This window comes from Thiemannella venezuelensis, assembly GCF_014203605.1.
Lineage (GTDB): Bacteria > Actinomycetota > Actinomycetes > Streptosporangiales > Streptosporangiaceae > Planomonospora_A > Planomonospora_A venezuelensis.
Genome location: NZ_JACHJJ010000032.1, coordinates 37,400 through 54,837, shown reverse-complemented (window position 1 = coordinate 54,837; position 17,438 = coordinate 37,400). Strand labels below are relative to the sequence as shown.

The following is a 17,438-nucleotide window of genomic DNA, read 5'->3' as shown; positions in this document are numbered from 1 at the left end:
AGAGAGCACGAGCATGACCCACCGTGAACCGCGACGGCTCAACGCGCCGGACGCCGCCGTCCTGGCGGCGGTCGAGACGGCCGTCCCGGGGATCACCCGCGCCCGCGCGAGCGACCGGCTCGGCATGGCCCACGACGCCTCCCACTACCTGCTGACCCCGCAGGCCGTGCTGGTGGCCGAGAGCGCCGGCCAGGTCGCCGCGCTGCTGCGCACCGGCCTGCCGCTGACCTTCCGCTCCGGCGGCACCAGCCTGAGCGGCCAGGGAGTCAGCGAGCACCTGCTCGTGGACACCCGCCGGCACTTCCGCTCGATCGAGGTGCTCGACGACGGCGCCCGGGTACGCGTCCAGCCCGGCGCGGTGCTGCGGCAGGTCAACGCCCGCCTGGCCCCGTACGGGCGCAAGCTCGGCCCCGACCCGGCCAGCGAGTCGGCCTGCACGATCGGCGGCGTCGTGGCCAACAACTCCAGCGGCATGACCTGCGGCACGCACGCCAACACCTACCGGACGCTGGAGTCGATGACGCTGGTGTTGCCGAGCGGCACCGTCCTCGACACCGGCGCCCCCGACGCCGACGAGCGGCTGCGCGCCCTGGAACCCGACCTCGCGGCCGGCCTGGAACGGCTGCGCGACCGCGTCCGCGGCAACCCCGGCTCAGTGCGGCGCGTCCAGGAGCAGTTCTCGCTGAAGAACACCATGGGCTACGGCCTGAACAGCTTCCTCGACCACGACGGCCCGGCGCAGATCCTCGCCCACCTGGTCATCGGCAGCGAGGGCACCCTCGGCTTCGTCGCCGAGGCCGTCTTCCGCACCGTCCCCGCCCACCGCCTGGCCGCCACCGGCCTGCTCGTCTTCCCGACGCTGCGGGAGGCGATGGCCACGGTGCCGGAGCTGGTCGCCGCCGGGCCCGCCGCCGTCGAGCTGCTGGACGCCGAGTCCCTGCGCGTCGCCCGGACCGACCCCAAGGCCGACGAGACGCTGCGCGCGATGACCGTCGCCGAGCACGCCGCGCTGCTGGTCGAATGGCAGGAGTCCGACGCCGGGCTGCTCACCGAGCGGGAGCAGGCCGCCGAGCGGGTCTTCGCCGGGCTGCGCCTGGCCGCCCCCGCCCGGCTGAGCAGGGAGGCCGGCGGCCGGGCCGCGCTGTGGCACATCCGCAAGGGCCTGTACGCCACCGTCGCCGGCGCCCGCCCCAGCGGCACGACGGCCCTGCTGGAGGACGTCGCCGTCCCCGTGCCCGCGCTGGCCGACCTGTGCGACGACCTGACCCGGCTGTTCGCCGAGCACCGCTACGAGCGCAGCGTCGTCTTCGGCCACGCCAAGGACGGCAACCTGCACTTCATGCTCAACGAGCGGTTCGCCGCCGGCCTCGACCGCTACGCCGAGTTCACCGAGGACATGGTGGAGGCCGTCCTGGCCAGGGGCGGCACGCTGAAGGCCGAGCACGGCACCGGCCGCGTCATGGCCCCGTTCGTGCGCCGCCAGTACGGCGACGAGCTGTACGAGGTGATGCGCGAGGTCAAACGCCTGTGCGACCCGGCCGGCACGCTCAACCCCGGCGTCGTCCTCACCGACGACCCCGAGGCCCACCTGCGCGACCTCAAGACCGTCGTCACCGTCGAGCCCGAGGTCGACCGCTGCGTCGAGTGCGGCTACTGCGAGCCCGTCTGCCCCAGCCGCGACCTGACCACCACCCCGCGCCAGCGCATCGTGCTGCGCCGCGAGCTGGCCGCGGCCCAGGCGGCCGGCGACCACGCCCTGGCCCGCGAGCTGGAAGACGCCTACGCCTACGACGCTGTGGACACCTGCGCCGTGGACGGCATGTGCGCCACCGCCTGCCCCGTCCTCATCAACACCGGCGACCTGACCAAACGCCTGCGCGCCGGACGCCACGGCCGCGCCGCCCGCCGCGCCTGGACGAGCGCCGCCCGCCACTGGGACGGCGTCACCCGCGCGATGAACCTGGCCCTCGACACCGCCGCCGCGGTCCCGCCCGCGCTCCCGGAGGCCGCCTCGCGCGCCGCCCGCGCCCTGGCCGGCGCGGACGACGTCCCGCGGTGGAGCCGCGACCTGCCGCGCGGCGGCACCAGGCGCCGCCCGTCCCCGGTGGACGGCGCCGACGCCGTCTACCTGCCGTCCTGCCTGAACACGCTGTTCGCCCCCGCGGACGGCGGCCCCGGCGTGATGACCGCCTTCCAGCGCCTGGCCGCCCGCGCCGGGCTGACGCTGCACGTCCCGGAGAAGATCGCGAGCCTGTGCTGCGGCACCCCGTGGTCGTCCAAGGGCTTCGCCGGCGGGCAGGAGGCCATGGGCGAGCGCGTCCGGGACGTGCTCGCGCGGGCCACCGACGGCGGCCGGCTGCCCGTGGTGAGCGACGCCGCCTCCTGCACCGAGGGCTACGCCCATCTGGTGCCCGGCCTCCAGGTGGTCGACGCGGTCGCCTTCACCGCCGAGCACGTCCTGCCCCGCCTGCCGCAGGCACGCCGCCTGCCGTCGCTGGCGCTCCACCCGACCTGCTCCTCCACCCGCCTCGGCCTGGACGCCGCCGTCACCCGCCTCGCCGAGGCGGTCGCCGAGCAGGTCGTGATCCCGGACGGATGGCAGTGCTGCGGCTTCGCCGGCGACCGCGGCCTGCTGCACCCCGAGCTGACCGCCTCGGCCACCCGCGCCGAGGCCGCCTCCGTGGCCGAGGCGGGCTGCGCCGCGCACGCCTCGGTCAACCGCACCTGCGAGCTGGGCCTGACCCGCGCCACCGGCCAGACCTACCGGCATCTCCTGGAGCTCCTCGACCAGACCACCATCTGAACAGCCACCCCCACCACCTCACCCGGATCACCGCTCGACCGGTCAACTGCACCCGGCGATATCCCCAGGCCGGGTTCTCCCGCGCCAGGCGCACCACACCACCAGTTCCCGGATCTCCTTGCTCGTCCACGGGCGGCCGGACCGGTGCGGATACGTCCATCGGCGTCGGACCAGGCGGCGGTGCCAGGCCAGTAGGGTGCCCGGCGTCACCAGCCGATGCGCACGCAGGGCAGAGGGCAAGAACCGCGCCAGCGCGGCCAGGACCACTCGATCGGCCCAGTCCGGCTTCGGCCGGGCGACCTGACGCCGCAGCACCGCCACCTCATGCCGAAGCACCATGATCTCGACGTCCTTGGCCGCCTCGCTCCTGCCCAGCAGCACCAGCCAGCCCGCGAGCCGGAGAAAGGTCAGATAGAGCAGCTGCAACGCCATGAAAACCGATCATGCACAGCGAACGCTCAGGCACCAAACCGCAGGTCACCTCGCTGGCCGAGTTTCCGGCACCCACACGGTCAGAGCCTGCGCAGCCCGCTGAGCACCCTTTCCAGCAGATCCACGTCGACCTCGTCCGTCGGCAACCGGGTCTGGTGGATCTGGGCCAGGCCGGCCGACGCCATGTCCGCGATCACAACGCGGGCCACGCCGAGCGGCAGGCCGAGGAGCGCGGAAATCTCTGCGATCGAGCGCACCTGCTGCCAGCACAGCCGGCCGACGGCCTGGTACTCCGGGACATGGGCCGCCAGCGTATGCTCCGGGACGGTCACGGATACCAGAGCCTCCAGTGCGAGATCCACCCGTGCCCCGGTGCGGCCGCCGGTGACGGCGAACGGCCGCACGAACGACACCTCGTCGGAGCCATCGTCGGGAACGCCGTCCCGCCCACCGCCATAGGCCTGTTTCGGGTCCTCGCTCCAGTTCTGCGACATGGTCGGCTACTCCCGTCAGTTGTGGCCCTCAGGGGTGGCCCCGGTCGCGGTCCCGGCCGCCCGGTTCGGTCCTGCCCCGCCGTACGCCTCGCTGGAACTCGGCGAACCGGCCACGCACCGTCTCCGGCCGCGGTGGTTCCCCCGGACTCTGCGGCGGTACCGCGCTGTGGAACCAGTCCGACCCGACGGACTCGAAGATCGGCAAGAAGTCGTCGCCGGTGCCGGGACCACCGGTGCTCACCGAGGGGGCCGGCACCACGGGACCGGGCGCGTACAGCGCAGCCTCGAAGGACGGTCCACCCATCGTCGCCGGCACGTCCGGCGGGGCCGGGGGGCGCTGCGGCGCGGGGGAAGGGCCGAACGCCTGCTGCCGTGCTCCGCCACCTGCCAGGACGTCGTCGGGCAGCATCACCATCGCGGTGAGCCCGCCGCCGTCCTGACCGCGGAGCCGGACCCTGACGCCGTGGCGCAGCGCGAGGCGGCCGACCACGAACAAGCCCATCCGCCGTGACACCTCCACGTCCGCGGCCGGCGGATCGGCCAGCCGCTCGTTGAGCCGGGCCAGTTCCTCGGGGATCAGGCCGATGCCCCGGTCGCCGACCGAGATCATCGCCCCGGCGCCGTGGACCAGATCACCTCGCACGGAGACCTTCGTGGTGTTCGGCGAGAACGAGATGGCGTTCTCGATCAGTTCGGCCAGCAGGTGGACCATGTCGTTGGCCGCGGCACCGGAGATCGACACACCCGGGTCCGCCCGCAGTTCGACCCGTTCGTAGTTCTCGACCTCGGCGAGCGCGGCGCGGATCACGTCGATCAGGGGCACCGGCCGGCGCATCCGGCGGGCCGGTTCCTGCCCGGCCAGGACCAGCAGATTCTCACTGCTGCGCCGCATGCGGGTGGCCATGTGGTCGAGTCTGAACAGATCGCCGAGCCGGTCGGCGTCCTCCTCTGTCTTCTCCAGACTCTCGATGAGGGCCAGTTGCCGCCCGACCAGGGTCTGGATACGGCGCGACAGGTTGACGAACATCGCGTTGATGTTGTTGCGTAGTACGGCCTCGTCCGCGGCCAGCCGTACCGCTTCGCGGTGGACCTCATCGAAGGCTCGAGCCACCTCGCCGACCTCGTCACGCGAAGTGACGTCGATGGGGATGATCTCGGGTGTCACGCCCGAGCCGTCCGACGTGCGCACCAACCGCACGAGGTCCGGGAGCCGGGAGCCGGCGATCTCCAGCGCCTCCCGGCGCAGCCGCCGCAGCGGTGTGACGATCGTCCAGGCGATGACGAGCGTGACGGCGAGGACGACGCCGAGCAGCGCGAGGAGAGACAGGCCGAGCGTCACGGCGGTGGTCCGCTCGGCGGACGACAGGTCCCGGCTGGTGGTGACGACCTCGCTCTCCAGTCGCTTGCCGACCGTGCGCAGCGCGTCCACGTACGCGGTTGCCGACTCGAACCACGTGCCTGCGTCGTCCACGGCCGGGTTCCGGTCGAGGTCGCGCAACGTTCCGTTCTCACGGAGTCGCTGCTGCACCAGTGTGAGCGTGGTGCCGGTCCGGTTGATCTTCTGGCTGACCTCGGGGTCGTTCAAGGTCGCGGTGGAGAACTGCAGGACGCCCTGCGGCACCTGGGACTGGAAGTCCGCCCGGGCGGTCTGGCCGCGCGACAGCGACGCGAGGAAGTCCGTCAGGTCGTCGTACTCCATGCTGCCTGTGACCAGCGCCCCGGCGACGATCGCCCGCTGCCGGGACGCCTCCTCCGCGGCGTCGGTCAGGTTCGTCAGTGCGGACACCTGGGCGGCCAGGGCGTCGTCAGTGATCTCGTCGGCGAGCTTCCGGCGCACTGCGGAGATGTCGTCGATCATCCTTGAGTACGTCCTGATCGCCGCGCGCACGGTCATCCTGGTCACTCCCGCGCCGCCCGTGATCTGGTGGCGCAGGCTCAGCGGAGCCGTGCCGTCGATGTCCTCCAGGATCTGGGTCTCCCCGTCCAGTGCGACGATCCACCGGCGGACCTGGATGGCGGCGTCGACGATCCTCCGGTCCTGGTCTCCGTCCAGGGAAGTGATCTTCTGTACGGTGTGCCGGGCCGCTTCGTCGGTGACCGGGAACTGGTCGGTCACCGCGGTCAGGAGCCTCCGGCTGCGAGGTTGGGCCAGGTACCAGGCCGCCCGGTCCCGTTCCAGGGCCAACTCGTGGGCGAGCGCGCCGAGGCTCTGCACCAGCTCGGCCGCCTGGGTCAACCGCCGGTACTCGGCCGCCGTATCGAGCGCGGACACGATCCGCAGACCACTGATCATGATGGCGGCGGCCGTCGGGACGAGGATGAGCGCGAACAGCCGCGACCTCACCCGGAACACCGGCAGGCGGCGGAGACCCCGGGCGGCGTCGTTCCCGGAGGACATCGACGTCCGGCCCTGACGGTCGATGGATCCGCCGCGAAGAAAAGAAAGAAGAGATGCGGCCGCCATGGCTAACCCAGCGATTTCATGCGCGCGTCGATATCGGCGAACTGTTCGGTGATCAGTTTTCCGTACCAGGCCGCGCGGGAATCGTCGCTCTTCTGACGGGCGATGATGTCGTCCACGTTGGCCTTGGTGAGGACGTTCACGCCGCTGTCCCACAGGCCCTCGGGGATCGCGACGCGCTTGCCCTGTGCCTTCTCGATGAGCAAACGGACCGCGATGTAGCCCTTCAACCAGTGCTGCGGGTCGACAACGCCGTCGGAATCGCCCCGCTTCAGCGCGGCCAGGCCGTCGTCGTTCAGGTCGAACGCGATGTTGTGCCAGGTGCCGCCCGTCTCTTTTTTGATCTTCGGGAGGTTGAAGGTGGCCGGATCTCCGGTGTCCATGAAGGCCACGGCATCGGGGTGGGCGCGGACGTAACCGCTCCACGCCCGGTAGTTGTCCTCGGCGGCCTGCTTCGTCTCGACAGGCCTGTCGGGGACCTTCAGGTCGGGGTTCTTCTCCCGGATCTCCTCGGCCATGCCCCTGGCCCGCAGTTCGAGGCCGGGCACTCCGGGGCTGGTGATGCCGATGACGACCTCACCCTCGGTGCCGGGAGGGATGTTCGCCAGCACGGTGGAGGCGGCCAGGCGGCCGGCCGCCTCGTTGTCGTTACTGACCACGGTCTTGACGCCCGCCACAGGGGTGTTCACCGCGATGACCGGGACACCCCGGCCCGCAACCTCCGCGATGGGTGCCGGGAACAGGTCCGGGTTCAGGGTCATGACCGCTATGCCGTCCACGGCGTCGGCGGCGACCCGGCGGAAGAGGGCGACCTGCCCGGGGCCATCGGGGCCCGGTGGGGCGACGACCTCGACGTCGACTCCTGCCTCCCTGCCCGCGTAGGCGGCTCCCCGCATCATCTCGGTCGAATAGTTGAGGTTCCGAGCGGCGCCGACGTAGGCGATCCTGATGTCCTCGGGAGCCTTGCCGTCCGCTTCTCCACCGCCCGCCCCGGCCCTCGCGGACGACGGGCCGCCGCACGCGACGGCCAGCAGACCGGTCGCCGCCAGGGCCGTCCGGGCGCGGACCGCCCGCGACGGGCATGCGGAGAACGACAGAACCATTGGTCCTCCTCGGAATCACCGATGGATCGGTTCCCGGATCCCCGAGATTCAGGGAGGCTATGGGCCGCCAAAATGACCGTCAATGACGCACTGTGCAAGCAAACATCACAGGAAACGCATGCATCACGGAACTCGCGAATCAAGGTCTCCGGTGCGTGCGGTACCGGGCGGGTGGCGCCGGGCGGCACACCTCCGCAGGGTCCCGGCGCAGAAGATCGACCAGGCCCGCTCGCAGGCCGAATCCCGGCCGATGCCGCCCCGATGGCGCGCGCCCGTCCCTCCGGATCGGAAAAGCACCGTCGTACGCCCTGCCTCGTCCGGTGCGGGGCGGCAGGGCGTACGACGGGCTCATCCCTTCTCCTGCTCCTCCTCGATCCGGCGGTTCCACTCACGCTTGGCGGCCTGCCAGCCGTCCTCGTCCTGGCCCGCGCGCCAGTAGCCCGAGATGGACAGCCGCTCGGCGGGCACGCCGCGCTCGATGCGTAGGAGCCGGCGGAGTTCTCTGACGAAGCCCGCCTCCCCATGCACGAACGCCTGGACCTCGCCGGGCGGGAAGTCGAGGTCGCGGACCGCGCGGACGAGGGCGTCACCGACGCGGGCGTCGCCCCGGTGCAGCCAGGTGACCGAGACGCCGCCGGAGATGTCCAGCTTCTGCTCTTCTTCGGGGCCGCCGACCTCGATGAACGCGTACGCCCGCGTACCCTCCGGCAACCGCTCCAGGGCGGCCGCGATGGCGGGGAGCGCGCTCTCGTCACCGGCCAGCAGGTGCCAGTCGGCGGCCGGATCGGGCGCGTACCCACCGCCGGGCCCGGCGAAGCGCACCTCGTCGCCGGGCCGGACGCGGGCGGCCCACGGTCCGGCGAGACCCTCCTCCCCGTGGTGGAGGAGGTCGACGGAGAGCTCGCATGCCTCCGCATCCCAGCGGCGCACGGTGTAGGTGCGCATCCGCGGCCACTGCTCGCGCGGCAGCTCGGCCCGGATGCGCTGGAGGTCGAACGGCTCCGGGTAGGTCACGCCTTCGGCGGGGAACAGCAGCTTGATGTAGTGGTCGGTGTACCGGCCCGCGGGGAATCCCGCCAGGCCGGGACCGCCCAGCACGACGCGGATCATATGGGGGGTGAGCCGCTCGACGCGCTGCACCCGCGCGTGGGTGACCCGCGGGTTCCTGCGGCCCGGACGTTCGGTCATGTGCGCTCCTCGGTGACCGTCTGCGGCTCAGGAATGCCCGGGGGCGGTGACCGGGCCGGGAACCTTCACGCCCAGTCCGTCCGCGGCGGCGACGAGTTCCTTCCACACCTTCGGCCCCACCGGGATGCCGTCGGCGGCTCGGGCGACCGCGGTCCCCGCGCTGCGCTCGCCGGGGTAGAAGATCTCGTCCACACCGTCCGCCCTCGGCAGCCCCTTGAGCGTCTCGACCGTGGTGCCGACGGCGGCGGCGAACTCGTCGCCGGCGCCGAACGCCGCCGGGTCGATGGCGATGATCAGGGCGTTCTGCCGATGTACCCTGCCCTCGGGGTCGTTGCTGTGGAACGAGGCGAGGATCGGCGCCTGGACCAGGACGCTGGTGATCAGCTCGAACACCAGCGACATGCCCGCGCCCTTGGCGCCGCCCATCGGCAGTGGCATCTTGGCGAGGTTCGGGTCGGTGGTGGGGACGCCGTCGGCGGTGGCCGCGGCGCCTTCCGGCAGCGGCTGCCCGCTGTTCCGGTACTGGGCGATCTTGCCGAGCGCGATCGTGGCGGTCGCCATGTCGAGCAGCACCGGCGGGCGCCCCGCAGCCGGTACGGCGATGGCCAGCGGGCTGGTCGCCACCGCCGCGCCCTTCGCCCCGGTGTAGCTCATGTTGGGCATCCCGGCGACGAAGCCGATGCCGATGAGCCCCTCTTCGGCGATCTTCGAGGTGTAGTAGCCGATGGCGCCGGTGTGCACGGTACGGCGGACCGCGACCGCCCCGATGCCGCACGAGCGGGCTCGGACCCCCGCTTCGGCGGCGGCCGCGGTGAGGGCGACGGGACCGGGAGCCCGGTCGGCGTCGATGACGGCGACCCCGGACGCCCCCGAGGCCGTCCGGATGTCCGGCGCGGCGTTCGCCTCGCCGGAGCCGAGCAGTTCGAGGTAGCGGGGAACCCGGGAGACGCCGTGGGAGTCGACGCCGCGCAGGCTCGCCCAGATCAGGACGTCGCTGATCGTACGGGCGTGGTCGGGACTGGTTCCGGACCGGGTGAAGAGGTCGGTCACGAAGGCGGTCAGCTCGTCGGCGGGGATCACGACTTTCGCCGCTGGTGGCATGGATGGTGCTCCGGTCTGTGGTCGGTGGTACGGCGCCGCGGGTGGGGCGTCCTCGGTGGTGCGGCGTCAGCGGGAAACGGAGATGTTGACGACCGCGGTCGTGCCGTCGCGTACGGACTTCAGCGCCCGAGACAGGGCCCCGGCCAGCTCGTCGGCGCGCTCGACGGCCTCGGCGTGCATGCCGAACGGCTCGGCGAAGCTCGCCAGCTCCGGCTGACCGCTGAGGTCCACCCCGAGGAACTCGCCGGTCTGCACCGCCGCGCCGTCGGGATAGAACCGCAGGTGGTTCATCTTCATGGACAGGTACTTGCGGTTGTTGAAGATGACGATCAGCAGCGGCAGGCCGTTGGCCCGTGCGGCGTCGAGCGACTGGATGACGGGGTTGTACATGAACGCGCCGTCGCCGATCGTCAGGACGACGGGCCGCTCCTGCGCGGCGAGCTTGACCCCCAGCGCCACGGCGATCCCCTGGCCGAGGCCGCCCTGCACGTAGAAGTAGGAGTCGGGGGTCGAGCGGAGCAGGTGGCGCTGCACGACCCGGCTGTGGGTGATGGTCTCGTCGACGATGATCGGGTCGTCGTCGGCGAGCAGCTCGCGCAGCGTGGCGGCCACCAGGACCGGATCGATCTCCTGGACGCCCGCGGCCCGCTCCTCGGCCTTCTCGATCGCCGCCGTCTCCGCGGCGCGCCGGGCCGACTGCGCCTCGCGCCGCCGCAGGAGCAGGTCCGCGGGCACGGGCGTCTCGCGGGCCAGCCGGGCCATCTCCGCCAGGGTGGCGGCGACCCCGCCCTCCAGGTAGTGGTCGGCGTACAGCACCTGGTAGGCGATGTGCGGGCGCTGCGGGACCTCGTCGATCACCACGATCTTCGCGTGCGCCGGCCGCCTGCTCGGCGGGTAGAACGGCGCCCGGCAGTTGACCAGGACGATCAGGTCGGCGGTGTCCATGAAGGGCTCGATGTCGCCGCCGGCGTGGAGCTCGTGCGTCCGGGGGAAGTTCACGCACACGGCCGAGTTCGGTTCGACCACCGGGATCCTCAGGGCCTCGGCGAGCTCGACGAGGGCCTCCATGCCGCCGGCCTCGCGGCCGGCGGTCTCGGTGACGATGACCGGGTTCTCCGCCTCGGCGAGCAGGGAGAGGACCGTCCTGATCTCGGCGGGAGAACTGACCGTCGAGCCCTTGGGGGCGACCGGCGTCTCCTCGCGCTCCTCCCACGGCTCCAGCAGGACCTCGAGGGGGACGTTGAGGTAGACCGGCCCGGCCGGGGCCCGCTCGGCCATCTCGGCCGAGCGGGTCGTCATCGTGAACAGGGTGGAGACGCTCGCGGCCTGGTTGGCCCACTTCACGAACGGCTGTGCCAGCAGGTGCGGGCCGCCGACGACCGAGAGGTTGCGGTACCACTGCCCGCCCGGGTCCGGCCCGGGGCCGTCTCCGTAGGTGGTGGACTCCGAGGAGGCCACCACCATCGGGACGCCGGCCAGGAGCGCGCCGTGGATGGCGCACGAGCCCTGCAGCAGGCCGGGACCGGCGTGCAGCAGGACGCCCTGGGCGCGGCGGGTGACGAGGCCGTAGCCGGTGGCCATGCCGACGGCGACGGTCTCGTGCGTCAGGTCGAGGTACTTCGGGCAGGGCAGTCCGTCGCGGTGGCGCCGGGCCAGCGACTCCCACACCGGCGCCCACTCGGAGCCGGGTGAGGAGAAGACGTAGTCGGAGCCGATCGCGTTGAACGCTGAGATGACGGCGTCGCCGCCGTCGGCACGGTGTGTCACGACGCCTCAGCCCTCGATCGGCCAGCCGAGGCACTCGGAGATGCCCCGCCCCATGATCCACTCAAGCTCCTCGGCAGTGAAGTCGAAGTGCTTGGTGAACTGCTCGATCGTGTCGGTGTACGTCAGGCCGTGGCCGAGCAGCCGCGTGATGTCGGTGCCCCAGAAGCAGCGCTGGGGCCCCATCTTGTCGACCATCTCGCGGACGTACTTCTCGATGTTGAGGTTGGGGAAGGGGTGCGTGGAGTAACCCGGCAGCGCCGACACCTTGACGTAGATGTTCGGGTGCTTGTGCAGGTCCGCGGTCTCCTGCACCCAGTAGCCGATGGCGTCGTCGACGCAGCGGGCCATGATGCCCATGTGGTCGATAATGATCTTCAAGTCGGGGTGGCGCTCGGCGATGGCGCCCAGCTCGGCCTTCCAGATCGGCGCGTGCACCATGGTGGGGATGCCCAGTTCCTCGGCGAGCGGCCAGTACCAGTCGTTGGTGCCGTCGATCATCCAGTTGCGGTCCTGGGGCCGGTGGAAGGTCAGCCGGGTGCCCTTGATGTACGGGTTCTGCGCGAAGTCGCGCAGCATGGCCGCGCCCTCGGCCGGCTTGTTCTGCGGGACGCGGGCCATGATGCCGAACCGGTCGGGGTGTGCCTCGCACGCCTCCAGGGCGTAGTCGACGCGGTCGCCCTCCCACGACGGCGGCAGGATGAGCGCCCGGTTGACACCGGCCTCGTCCATCAGCTCCAGGCACTCCTCGAAGCTGAACGGGTCCTCCCGGTGGCCGTTGAGGCGGATGCGCTCGCGCGCGCCCGGGACCCAGGGGCGGTCGGGGGTCTCTTCCTTCCAGATGTGGACCTGGGAGTCGACGACGAACATGTGCACTTCCTTCTGTGGTGAGCGGGGTGTGGGGGTGGGATGTGAGTTAGACGTTAGAGCCGGAACCGGGCTCTGCGGAGTCCGCGACGCGCAATCGGTTGTTGCGCGAACCGGACGGTTCCCGAGCGCGTCACGACCCGTTCTCGCCGTCGATGGCGTCGAGGACGTGCTCGGCGATGGCCATGCACGACGTCGCCGCCGGCGAGGGGGCGTTGCGGACCGCAGTGACCGGCCCGAGCCGGTGGATGCGGAAGTCGTCGACCAGGCTGCCGTCGCGGTCGAGGGCCTGCGCCCGGACGCCCGCTCCGGCGCGAACGACGTCCTTGGCGCCGATCTCGGGCACGTACCGCCGCGCGGCCTTCATGTAGGCGCGCTTGGAGAGCGAGCCGTACATCTCCTTGACGCCGGTCCGCCAGTGCTGCGCCGCCATGCGCCACATGCCGGGCCAGGACGCGATGCCGCGCAGGTCCGCCAGGCACACGTCCGTGAGGCGGTAGCCCTCGCGGGCGAAGGCCAGCACCGCGTTCGGGCCGACCTCGACCGCGCCGGAGACCCGCCGGGTGAAGTGCACGCCCAGGAACGGGTAGCGGGGATCGGGCACGGGGTAGATGAGCCCGCGCACCATGGGGGCCTTCTCCGGGCGGATGTGCATGTACTCGCCGCGGAACGGGATGATCCGCGGCGCGGCGGCGTCCCCGGCCAGTCCGGCGACGGCGTCGGAGTGCAGGCCGGCGCAGACGATCAGCTGGTCCACCGTCACCGACGCCTCTCCGGAGGCGACCCGCAGCGCGCCGCCGGTCTCGGTGGTGATACCCGTGACCGGGAAGCCGAGCCGTACCTCGCCGCCGGCCGCGGCGATGTCGTCGGCGAAGGACTGCGCGATGCGCGTGTAGTCGGTGATGGCCGTGCGGGGCGAGTGCAGGGCCGCCAGGCCGGTGGCGTGCGGCTCGATCTCGCGGATCTCGGCGGCGCCGATGCGACGCAGCCCCGGCACGGCGTTCGCGCCGGCACGGGCGTACAGCGCGTCCATCCGGGCCACGTCCTCGCCGGTGACGGCCACGACCAGCTTGCCGCACTCGTCGTACGGCAGCCCGCGGTCGGCGCAGTACTCGCGCAGCAGGGCGGCACCGCGGGTGCACAACCGGGCCTTGAGGCTGCCGGGCGTGTAGTAGATGCCCGCGTGGACGACGCCGGAGTTGTGGCCGGTCTGATGGGCGGCCACCCGCTCCTCCTTCTCCAGCACGAGGACGCGTGTGCCCGGCCGCCTGCGGGTGAGCTCGCGGCCGATCGCCAGGCCGACGATACCGGCTCCGATGATGCCGACGGTCTGGTCAGCCATGTGCGGCGTCCCCCCGCTCACGGTGCTCCGCGTGGATGAGAGCCGTCATGCGCCGAAGTGGATCGCGACGGTCTTGACCCGGGTGTAGAAGCGCAGCGCCTCGAAACCCTGCTCCTTGAAGGGGGAGCCGGAGTCGCGGAACCCCCCGAAGGGGTGGTGCACGTCCCAGCCGGACGTGGTCGTGTTGACCGCGACCTGCCCGCAGTCCGCCTCGTCGATGAAGCGGTGGGCGGCGGCCAGGTTCTGCGTGAAGACGGCGGCGGCGAGCCCGAAGTCGGAGTCGTTCACCCCGTCGATGGCCTCGTCGAGGCCGTCGACCGGCCGCAGGACGAGGACCGGGCCGAAGACCTCGTGGCGCCAGATATCCATCTCTGGCGTGACGCCGGTCAGGATCGTGGGGCTGACGTAGCACCCGTTCGCGAGGGCGTCGCCGGCCGGCACGTCGCCGCCGGTGCAGACGGTCGCGCCCTGCTTGACGGCGAGGGCGATGTCACCCAGCACGCTGTCGCGCTGCGCGGGGCTCACGAGCGGGCCGACCGAGGTCGCGGGGTCCTTGCCGGGGCCGACGCGCAGCGCGGTCGCCTTCTCCCGCAGGAGCTCGGCGAACCGGTCGTGCACGGAGCGCTCGACGAGGACGCGGCTCGTGGCGGTGCACCGCTGGCCGGCCTGGCCGAACGCGGCGGCGACGACGGCGCCGGCCGCGGCGTCGAGGTCCGCGTCCGCCAGCACCACCGTGGCGTTCTTGCCGCCCAGCTCCGCCTGGAAGCGGACGTTGCGGGCGGCCAGCGCCAGGCGTATGCGGTCGCCGACCGCGTTGCTCCCGGTGAAGGTGAGCGCCGCGATCCGCTCGTCGCCGAGCAGGGCGTCGGAGATGTCGGCCGTGCGGCCGGTGACGACGTTGAGCACACCGGCGGGCAGGCCCGCGTCGTGCAGTGCCCGCGCCAGGTGGAGCGAGGACATGGGGGTCTCACTGGCCGGCTTGAGTACCGCGGAGTTGCCCGCCGCGAGTGCGGGGGCGAGCTTGCGGGCGGGAGTCAGCAGCGGGTCGTTCCACGGGGTGATGGCCAGCACCACGCCGATCGGCTCGCGGTGGAAGCTCGCCTTCGTCTGCGGCCGGGCGTCGTGGATGAGGGTGCCGTATCCGTCGCGGGCGACGGAGGCGTAGTACTCGAGGAAGTCCGCGGCCTTGCCGACCTCGCCCTGGGCCTCGGCCCGGGTCTTGCCCATCTCCGTGACGAGGTCCTCGGCGATCTCCGCCACCCGCGCGCGCAGCAGGGCGGCCGCGTCGTACATCACCCGGGCACGGGAGAAGGGGGAGGTCCCGCGCCAGACGGCGAAGCCCGCCTCAGCGTCGTCGTAGGCGCGTCTGACGTCCTCGGCCGTCAGGGCCGGGACGCGCACGGCGGGCTCGCGGACGTCGGTGGGGTCGAACACGTCCACCCATTCGCCGGAACTCACCCACCGCCCTCCCGCGAGGGTCTCCATTGAACGCACGGACATGACTGCTCCTCATTACTGCTGAAAGGGTTTCGCGGGAGACCGCGCCTGAGGGCAACGATAGGAATGCGCGGGAACGGCGACCACGCGCCCGGCGGTATGCATTGCTTGCACACTCCGCACCGAGCAGAAGCTGCTCATCGTGGTGGAATCTGCCGGATCGATCACACAATCATGAAGAAGGAGGCAGAAATGCCTTACGCCGTTGTGGCTCACTACCGGTGCGAACCGGACGACGCGGGCCTGGTCCGCGACGCGCTGCTGAAGATGCGGGAGCACACGCTGCGCGAGCCGGGGAACCTCGCCTACGTGGTGCACGCGGACGCCGACGCGGACGGGGCGTTCACACTGTACGAACAGTACGTCGACCGGGCGGCGTTCGACGCGCACGCCGCCTCGGCGCACTTCGCCGAGCACATCCTCGCCACGGTCCGCCCGAAGCTGACCGAGCGGACCGTGTGGTTCGGCGAGGTCCTCGGCTGAGTCTCTCCTCACGACGCGCGGCGGGTCCCGCGGACCGGCCGCGCGACGCGATCGGGCCGGTCACCGATGCCGGAACCGGGGCGCCGTCCGGCTCCGGTGACCGCCCGGCTGTTCACTCAGCCGTTACGTGTGCGAAACGCGCATTCTAAACTTGCGACTCCTCCACTGGAACGCGGAGTCCCCCCGGCGCAGCATGAGGCCTGTTCGCCATCGGTTCGCGGATTCACGCCCTTGAGAGCGGACCTTCGATCACCCCCTGAACTGCCCGGCGCGAGGAGGCGTCCGTCACCATGAAGACGAAAGCAGCGAAGAGAATAGCCAAGACACCGATCATTGCCGCCGTGGCCGCCACTCTGGCGCTCGCGGGGTGCGGAGGCGGCTCGGAGCCGTCCGCGAACCCCTCGGCGGCCGGGTCGGCCGCCGGCGGCCCCTCGGGGACGCTGAAGGTCAACTGGGGCGGATTCCCCGACAGCTGGGCCCCCGGCGCCGAGATGGAGGCCGGCTACATGCGCGTGCCGTACGAGACCCTCGTCGCGCTGGACGCGCAGGGCCAGGTCACGCCGGTGCTGGCCACCTCGTGGGAGCAGACCGACAAGGCGCTGACGCTGAAGCTGCGCGAGAACGTGGTGTTCCACGACGGCGCCCAGTTCAACGCCGAGGCGGTCAAGGCCAACCTGGAGAGCGTCCGCGACGGCAAGACCGCGTTCGCCGGCCCGCTCAAGGTCATCGAGTCGATCGACGCCGTCGACGACCTCACCGTCCGGCTGAACCTGGCCTCGCCGACCCCGTCGCTGCTCACCACGCTGACCACCCGCGTCGCCCCGATGGCCAGCCCGAAGGCGATCGCGGCGGGGACCGTCGCCCAGACGCCCGCCGGGACCGGCCCGTGGGCCTATGACGCGGCCTCCTCGACCCCGGGCACCCGGATGAGTTTCACGTTCTTCCCCAAGTACTGGGGCGGCCCGCAGAGCGTCGGCTTCCAGACGATCCAGCTCTTCGCGATCCCGGACGACAACGCGGCCGCGGGAGCGCTGTCCAGCGGCGAGATCGACATCACCGACATGGACCCGGCGATGCTGGAGCGCATCAAGAGCACCCCGGGTATCGAGTCGGTCGCCTACCCCGCGATCCGCAACAACCCGATGTTCTTCGACCGCGGCCCCGGCGGGGTCTTCGCCGACGCCGACGTGCGCCGCGCCGCCTGCTACGCCCTCGACACCAGCGTGGTCACGAAGCTCGAACCCGACTTCAAGGCCAGGACGCAGCACTTCGCCGAGGGCGAGACCGGCTACAACCAGGCGACCGCCGGATACACGCACGACCTCGCCAAGGCCAAGGAGCTGTACGCGAAGGCGGGGAACCCGCCGGTCAAGATCGAAGTGATCGCCGCGCCGTACAACGCCAAGCAGTTCAACGTATACGCCTCCCAGCTCGCCGAGATCGGCATGGAGGTCAAGGTCCAGACCGCGCCGCCGCCGCAGTACAACTCGACGTGGAACAGCGGCCGCTACGCGCTCGGGCTCGGCAGCAACGACGAGCTGACCCCCTTCGACTGGTACAAGGCCTGGTTCGCCGCCGACGCCCCGGGCAACCCGTCCAAGACCGAGAGCCCCGAGCTCAAGGCCGCGGCCGACAAGGCGATCGCGGCCGGCACCTCCCCCGAGGCCGCCCAGCTGTGGGGCGAGGTCACGCGCATCATCTCCGACGAGGCCCTGACCTGCGGTCACCTCGCCGGTGAGGAACTGGTCGTGTGGCAGTCCCAGCGTGTGGAGGGTGCCAAGGCGCCCTCGCAGCCGTGGGAGACGAACCTCATCAACTACCGGGACCTCAAGCCCAAGGGGGAGTAGGTAGTGACGATCGCGCGACGAGCGTCGATCACGCGGCGAGGGCCGGGGCGGTGGCG

At 71.7% G+C, this 17,438-nt stretch carries 13 protein-coding genes; 3 read left to right on the top strand and 10 right to left on the bottom strand.

The features are described 5' to 3' along the window. The first annotated feature begins 13 nt into the window (after nucleotides 1-13). Nucleotides 14-2,803 carry an FAD-binding and (Fe-S)-binding domain-containing protein gene (locus tag FHS22_RS33035; protein ID WP_184948122.1) on the top strand — a complete coding sequence of 930 codons (2,790 nt, stop codon included), beginning with the start codon at nucleotides 14-16 and terminating at the stop codon, nucleotides 2,801-2,803. A 42-nt stretch (nucleotides 2,804-2,845) separates the two neighbouring features. Here FHS22_RS33035 and FHS22_RS33030 read toward each other — a convergent pair whose 3' ends face one another. The 10 genes from FHS22_RS33030 to FHS22_RS32985 all read right to left on the bottom strand — a co-directional run bounded on the left by FHS22_RS33030 (nucleotide 2,846) and on the right by FHS22_RS32985 (nucleotide 15,055). Beyond that, nucleotides 2,846-3,235: a hypothetical protein gene (locus FHS22_RS33030; protein WP_221474425.1), complete on the bottom strand. Its 390-nt coding sequence runs from the start codon at nucleotides 3,233-3,235 to the stop codon at nucleotides 2,846-2,848. A gap of 80 nt (nucleotides 3,236-3,315) precedes the next feature. Further along, nucleotides 3,316-3,729, bottom strand: coding sequence for a DUF742 domain-containing protein (locus FHS22_RS33025; protein WP_184948121.1), 414 nt, complete (start codon nucleotides 3,727-3,729; stop codon nucleotides 3,316-3,318). Between the two features lie 28 nt (nucleotides 3,730-3,757). Continuing rightward, nucleotides 3,758-6,127, bottom strand: coding sequence for a sensor histidine kinase (locus FHS22_RS33020; RefSeq protein WP_221474424.1), 2,370 nt, complete (start codon nucleotides 6,125-6,127; stop codon nucleotides 3,758-3,760). 68 nt (nucleotides 6,128-6,195) lie between these two features. Further along, nucleotides 6,196-7,293, bottom strand: a complete 1,098-nt coding sequence (locus FHS22_RS33015; RefSeq protein WP_184948119.1) for a sugar ABC transporter substrate-binding protein — start codon at nucleotides 7,291-7,293, stop codon at nucleotides 6,196-6,198. Nucleotides 7,294-7,641: 348 nt separating this feature from the next. After that, nucleotides 7,642-8,481, bottom strand: coding sequence for a siderophore-interacting protein (locus tag FHS22_RS33010; RefSeq protein ID WP_184948118.1), 840 nt, complete (start codon nucleotides 8,479-8,481; stop codon nucleotides 7,642-7,644). Nucleotides 8,482-8,508: 27 nt separating this feature from the next. Next, nucleotides 8,509-9,582, bottom strand: a complete 1,074-nt coding sequence (locus FHS22_RS33005) for an Ldh family oxidoreductase (RefSeq protein ID WP_184948117.1) — start codon at nucleotides 9,580-9,582, stop codon at nucleotides 8,509-8,511. 66 nt (nucleotides 9,583-9,648) lie between these two features. Next, nucleotides 9,649-11,349, bottom strand: coding sequence for a thiamine pyrophosphate-dependent enzyme (locus tag FHS22_RS39445; RefSeq protein ID WP_184948116.1), 1,701 nt, complete (start codon nucleotides 11,347-11,349; stop codon nucleotides 9,649-9,651). Between the two features lie 6 nt (nucleotides 11,350-11,355). Beyond that, nucleotides 11,356-12,216 carry an amidohydrolase family protein gene (locus tag FHS22_RS32995; RefSeq protein ID WP_184948115.1) on the bottom strand — a complete coding sequence of 287 codons (861 nt, stop codon included), beginning with the start codon at nucleotides 12,214-12,216 and terminating at the stop codon, nucleotides 11,356-11,358. Between the two features lie 130 nt (nucleotides 12,217-12,346). Next, nucleotides 12,347-13,555: an L-2-hydroxyglutarate oxidase gene (gene lhgO, locus FHS22_RS32990; RefSeq protein ID WP_184948114.1), complete on the bottom strand. Its 1,209-nt coding sequence runs from the start codon at nucleotides 13,553-13,555 to the stop codon at nucleotides 12,347-12,349. Nucleotides 13,556-13,600: 45 nt separating this feature from the next. Next, the gene (locus tag FHS22_RS32985) at nucleotides 13,601-15,055 is read right to left on the bottom strand and encodes an aldehyde dehydrogenase family protein (protein ID WP_221474423.1); all 1,455 of its coding nucleotides are present in this window, start codon (nucleotides 15,053-15,055) and stop codon (nucleotides 13,601-13,603) included. 189 nt (nucleotides 15,056-15,244) lie between these two features. On the opposite strand from FHS22_RS32985, the gene FHS22_RS32980 reads away from it, so the two are divergent. After that, a complete protein-coding gene (locus FHS22_RS32980) occupies nucleotides 15,245-15,535 on the top strand; it encodes a putative quinol monooxygenase (RefSeq protein ID WP_184948113.1) in 291 nt (96 codons plus the stop codon). A gap of 341 nt (nucleotides 15,536-15,876) precedes the next feature. Further along, nucleotides 15,877-17,382, top strand: coding sequence for an ABC transporter substrate-binding protein (locus FHS22_RS32975; protein ID WP_184948112.1), 1,506 nt, complete (start codon nucleotides 15,877-15,879; stop codon nucleotides 17,380-17,382). Nucleotides 17,383-17,438 lie beyond the last annotated feature (56 nt).

Bases quoted from the DNA above. Each gene is read 5' to 3' on its own strand.
- FHS22_RS33035 (WP_184948122.1), top strand. From the start codon at position 14: ATGACCCACCGTGAACCGCGACGGCTCAACGCGCCGGACGCCGCCGTC.
- FHS22_RS33030 (WP_221474425.1), bottom strand. From the start codon at position 3,235: ATGGCGTTGCAGCTGCTCTATCTGACCTTTCTCCGGCTCGCGGGCTGG.
- FHS22_RS33025 (WP_184948121.1), bottom strand. From the start codon at position 3,729: ATGTCGCAGAACTGGAGCGAGGACCCGAAACAGGCCTATGGCGGTGGG.
- FHS22_RS33020 (WP_221474424.1), bottom strand. From the start codon at position 6,127: ATGTCCTCCGGGAACGACGCCGCCCGGGGTCTCCGCCGCCTGCCGGTG.
- FHS22_RS33015 (WP_184948119.1), bottom strand. From the start codon at position 7,293: ATGGTTCTGTCGTTCTCCGCATGCCCGTCGCGGGCGGTCCGCGCCCGG.
- FHS22_RS33010 (WP_184948118.1), bottom strand. From the start codon at position 8,481: ATGACCGAACGTCCGGGCCGCAGGAACCCGCGGGTCACCCACGCGCGG.
- FHS22_RS33005 (WP_184948117.1), bottom strand. From the start codon at position 9,582: ATGCCACCAGCGGCGAAAGTCGTGATCCCCGCCGACGAGCTGACCGCC.
- FHS22_RS32995 (WP_184948115.1), bottom strand. From the start codon at position 12,216: ATGTTCGTCGTCGACTCCCAGGTCCACATCTGGAAGGAAGAGACCCCC.
- lhgO (WP_184948114.1), bottom strand. From the start codon at position 13,555: ATGGCTGACCAGACCGTCGGCATCATCGGAGCCGGTATCGTCGGCCTG.
- FHS22_RS32985 (WP_221474423.1), bottom strand. From the start codon at position 15,055: ATGTCCGTGCGTTCAATGGAGACCCTCGCGGGAGGGCGGTGGGTGAGT.
- FHS22_RS32980 (WP_184948113.1), top strand. From the start codon at position 15,245: ATGCCTTACGCCGTTGTGGCTCACTACCGGTGCGAACCGGACGACGCG.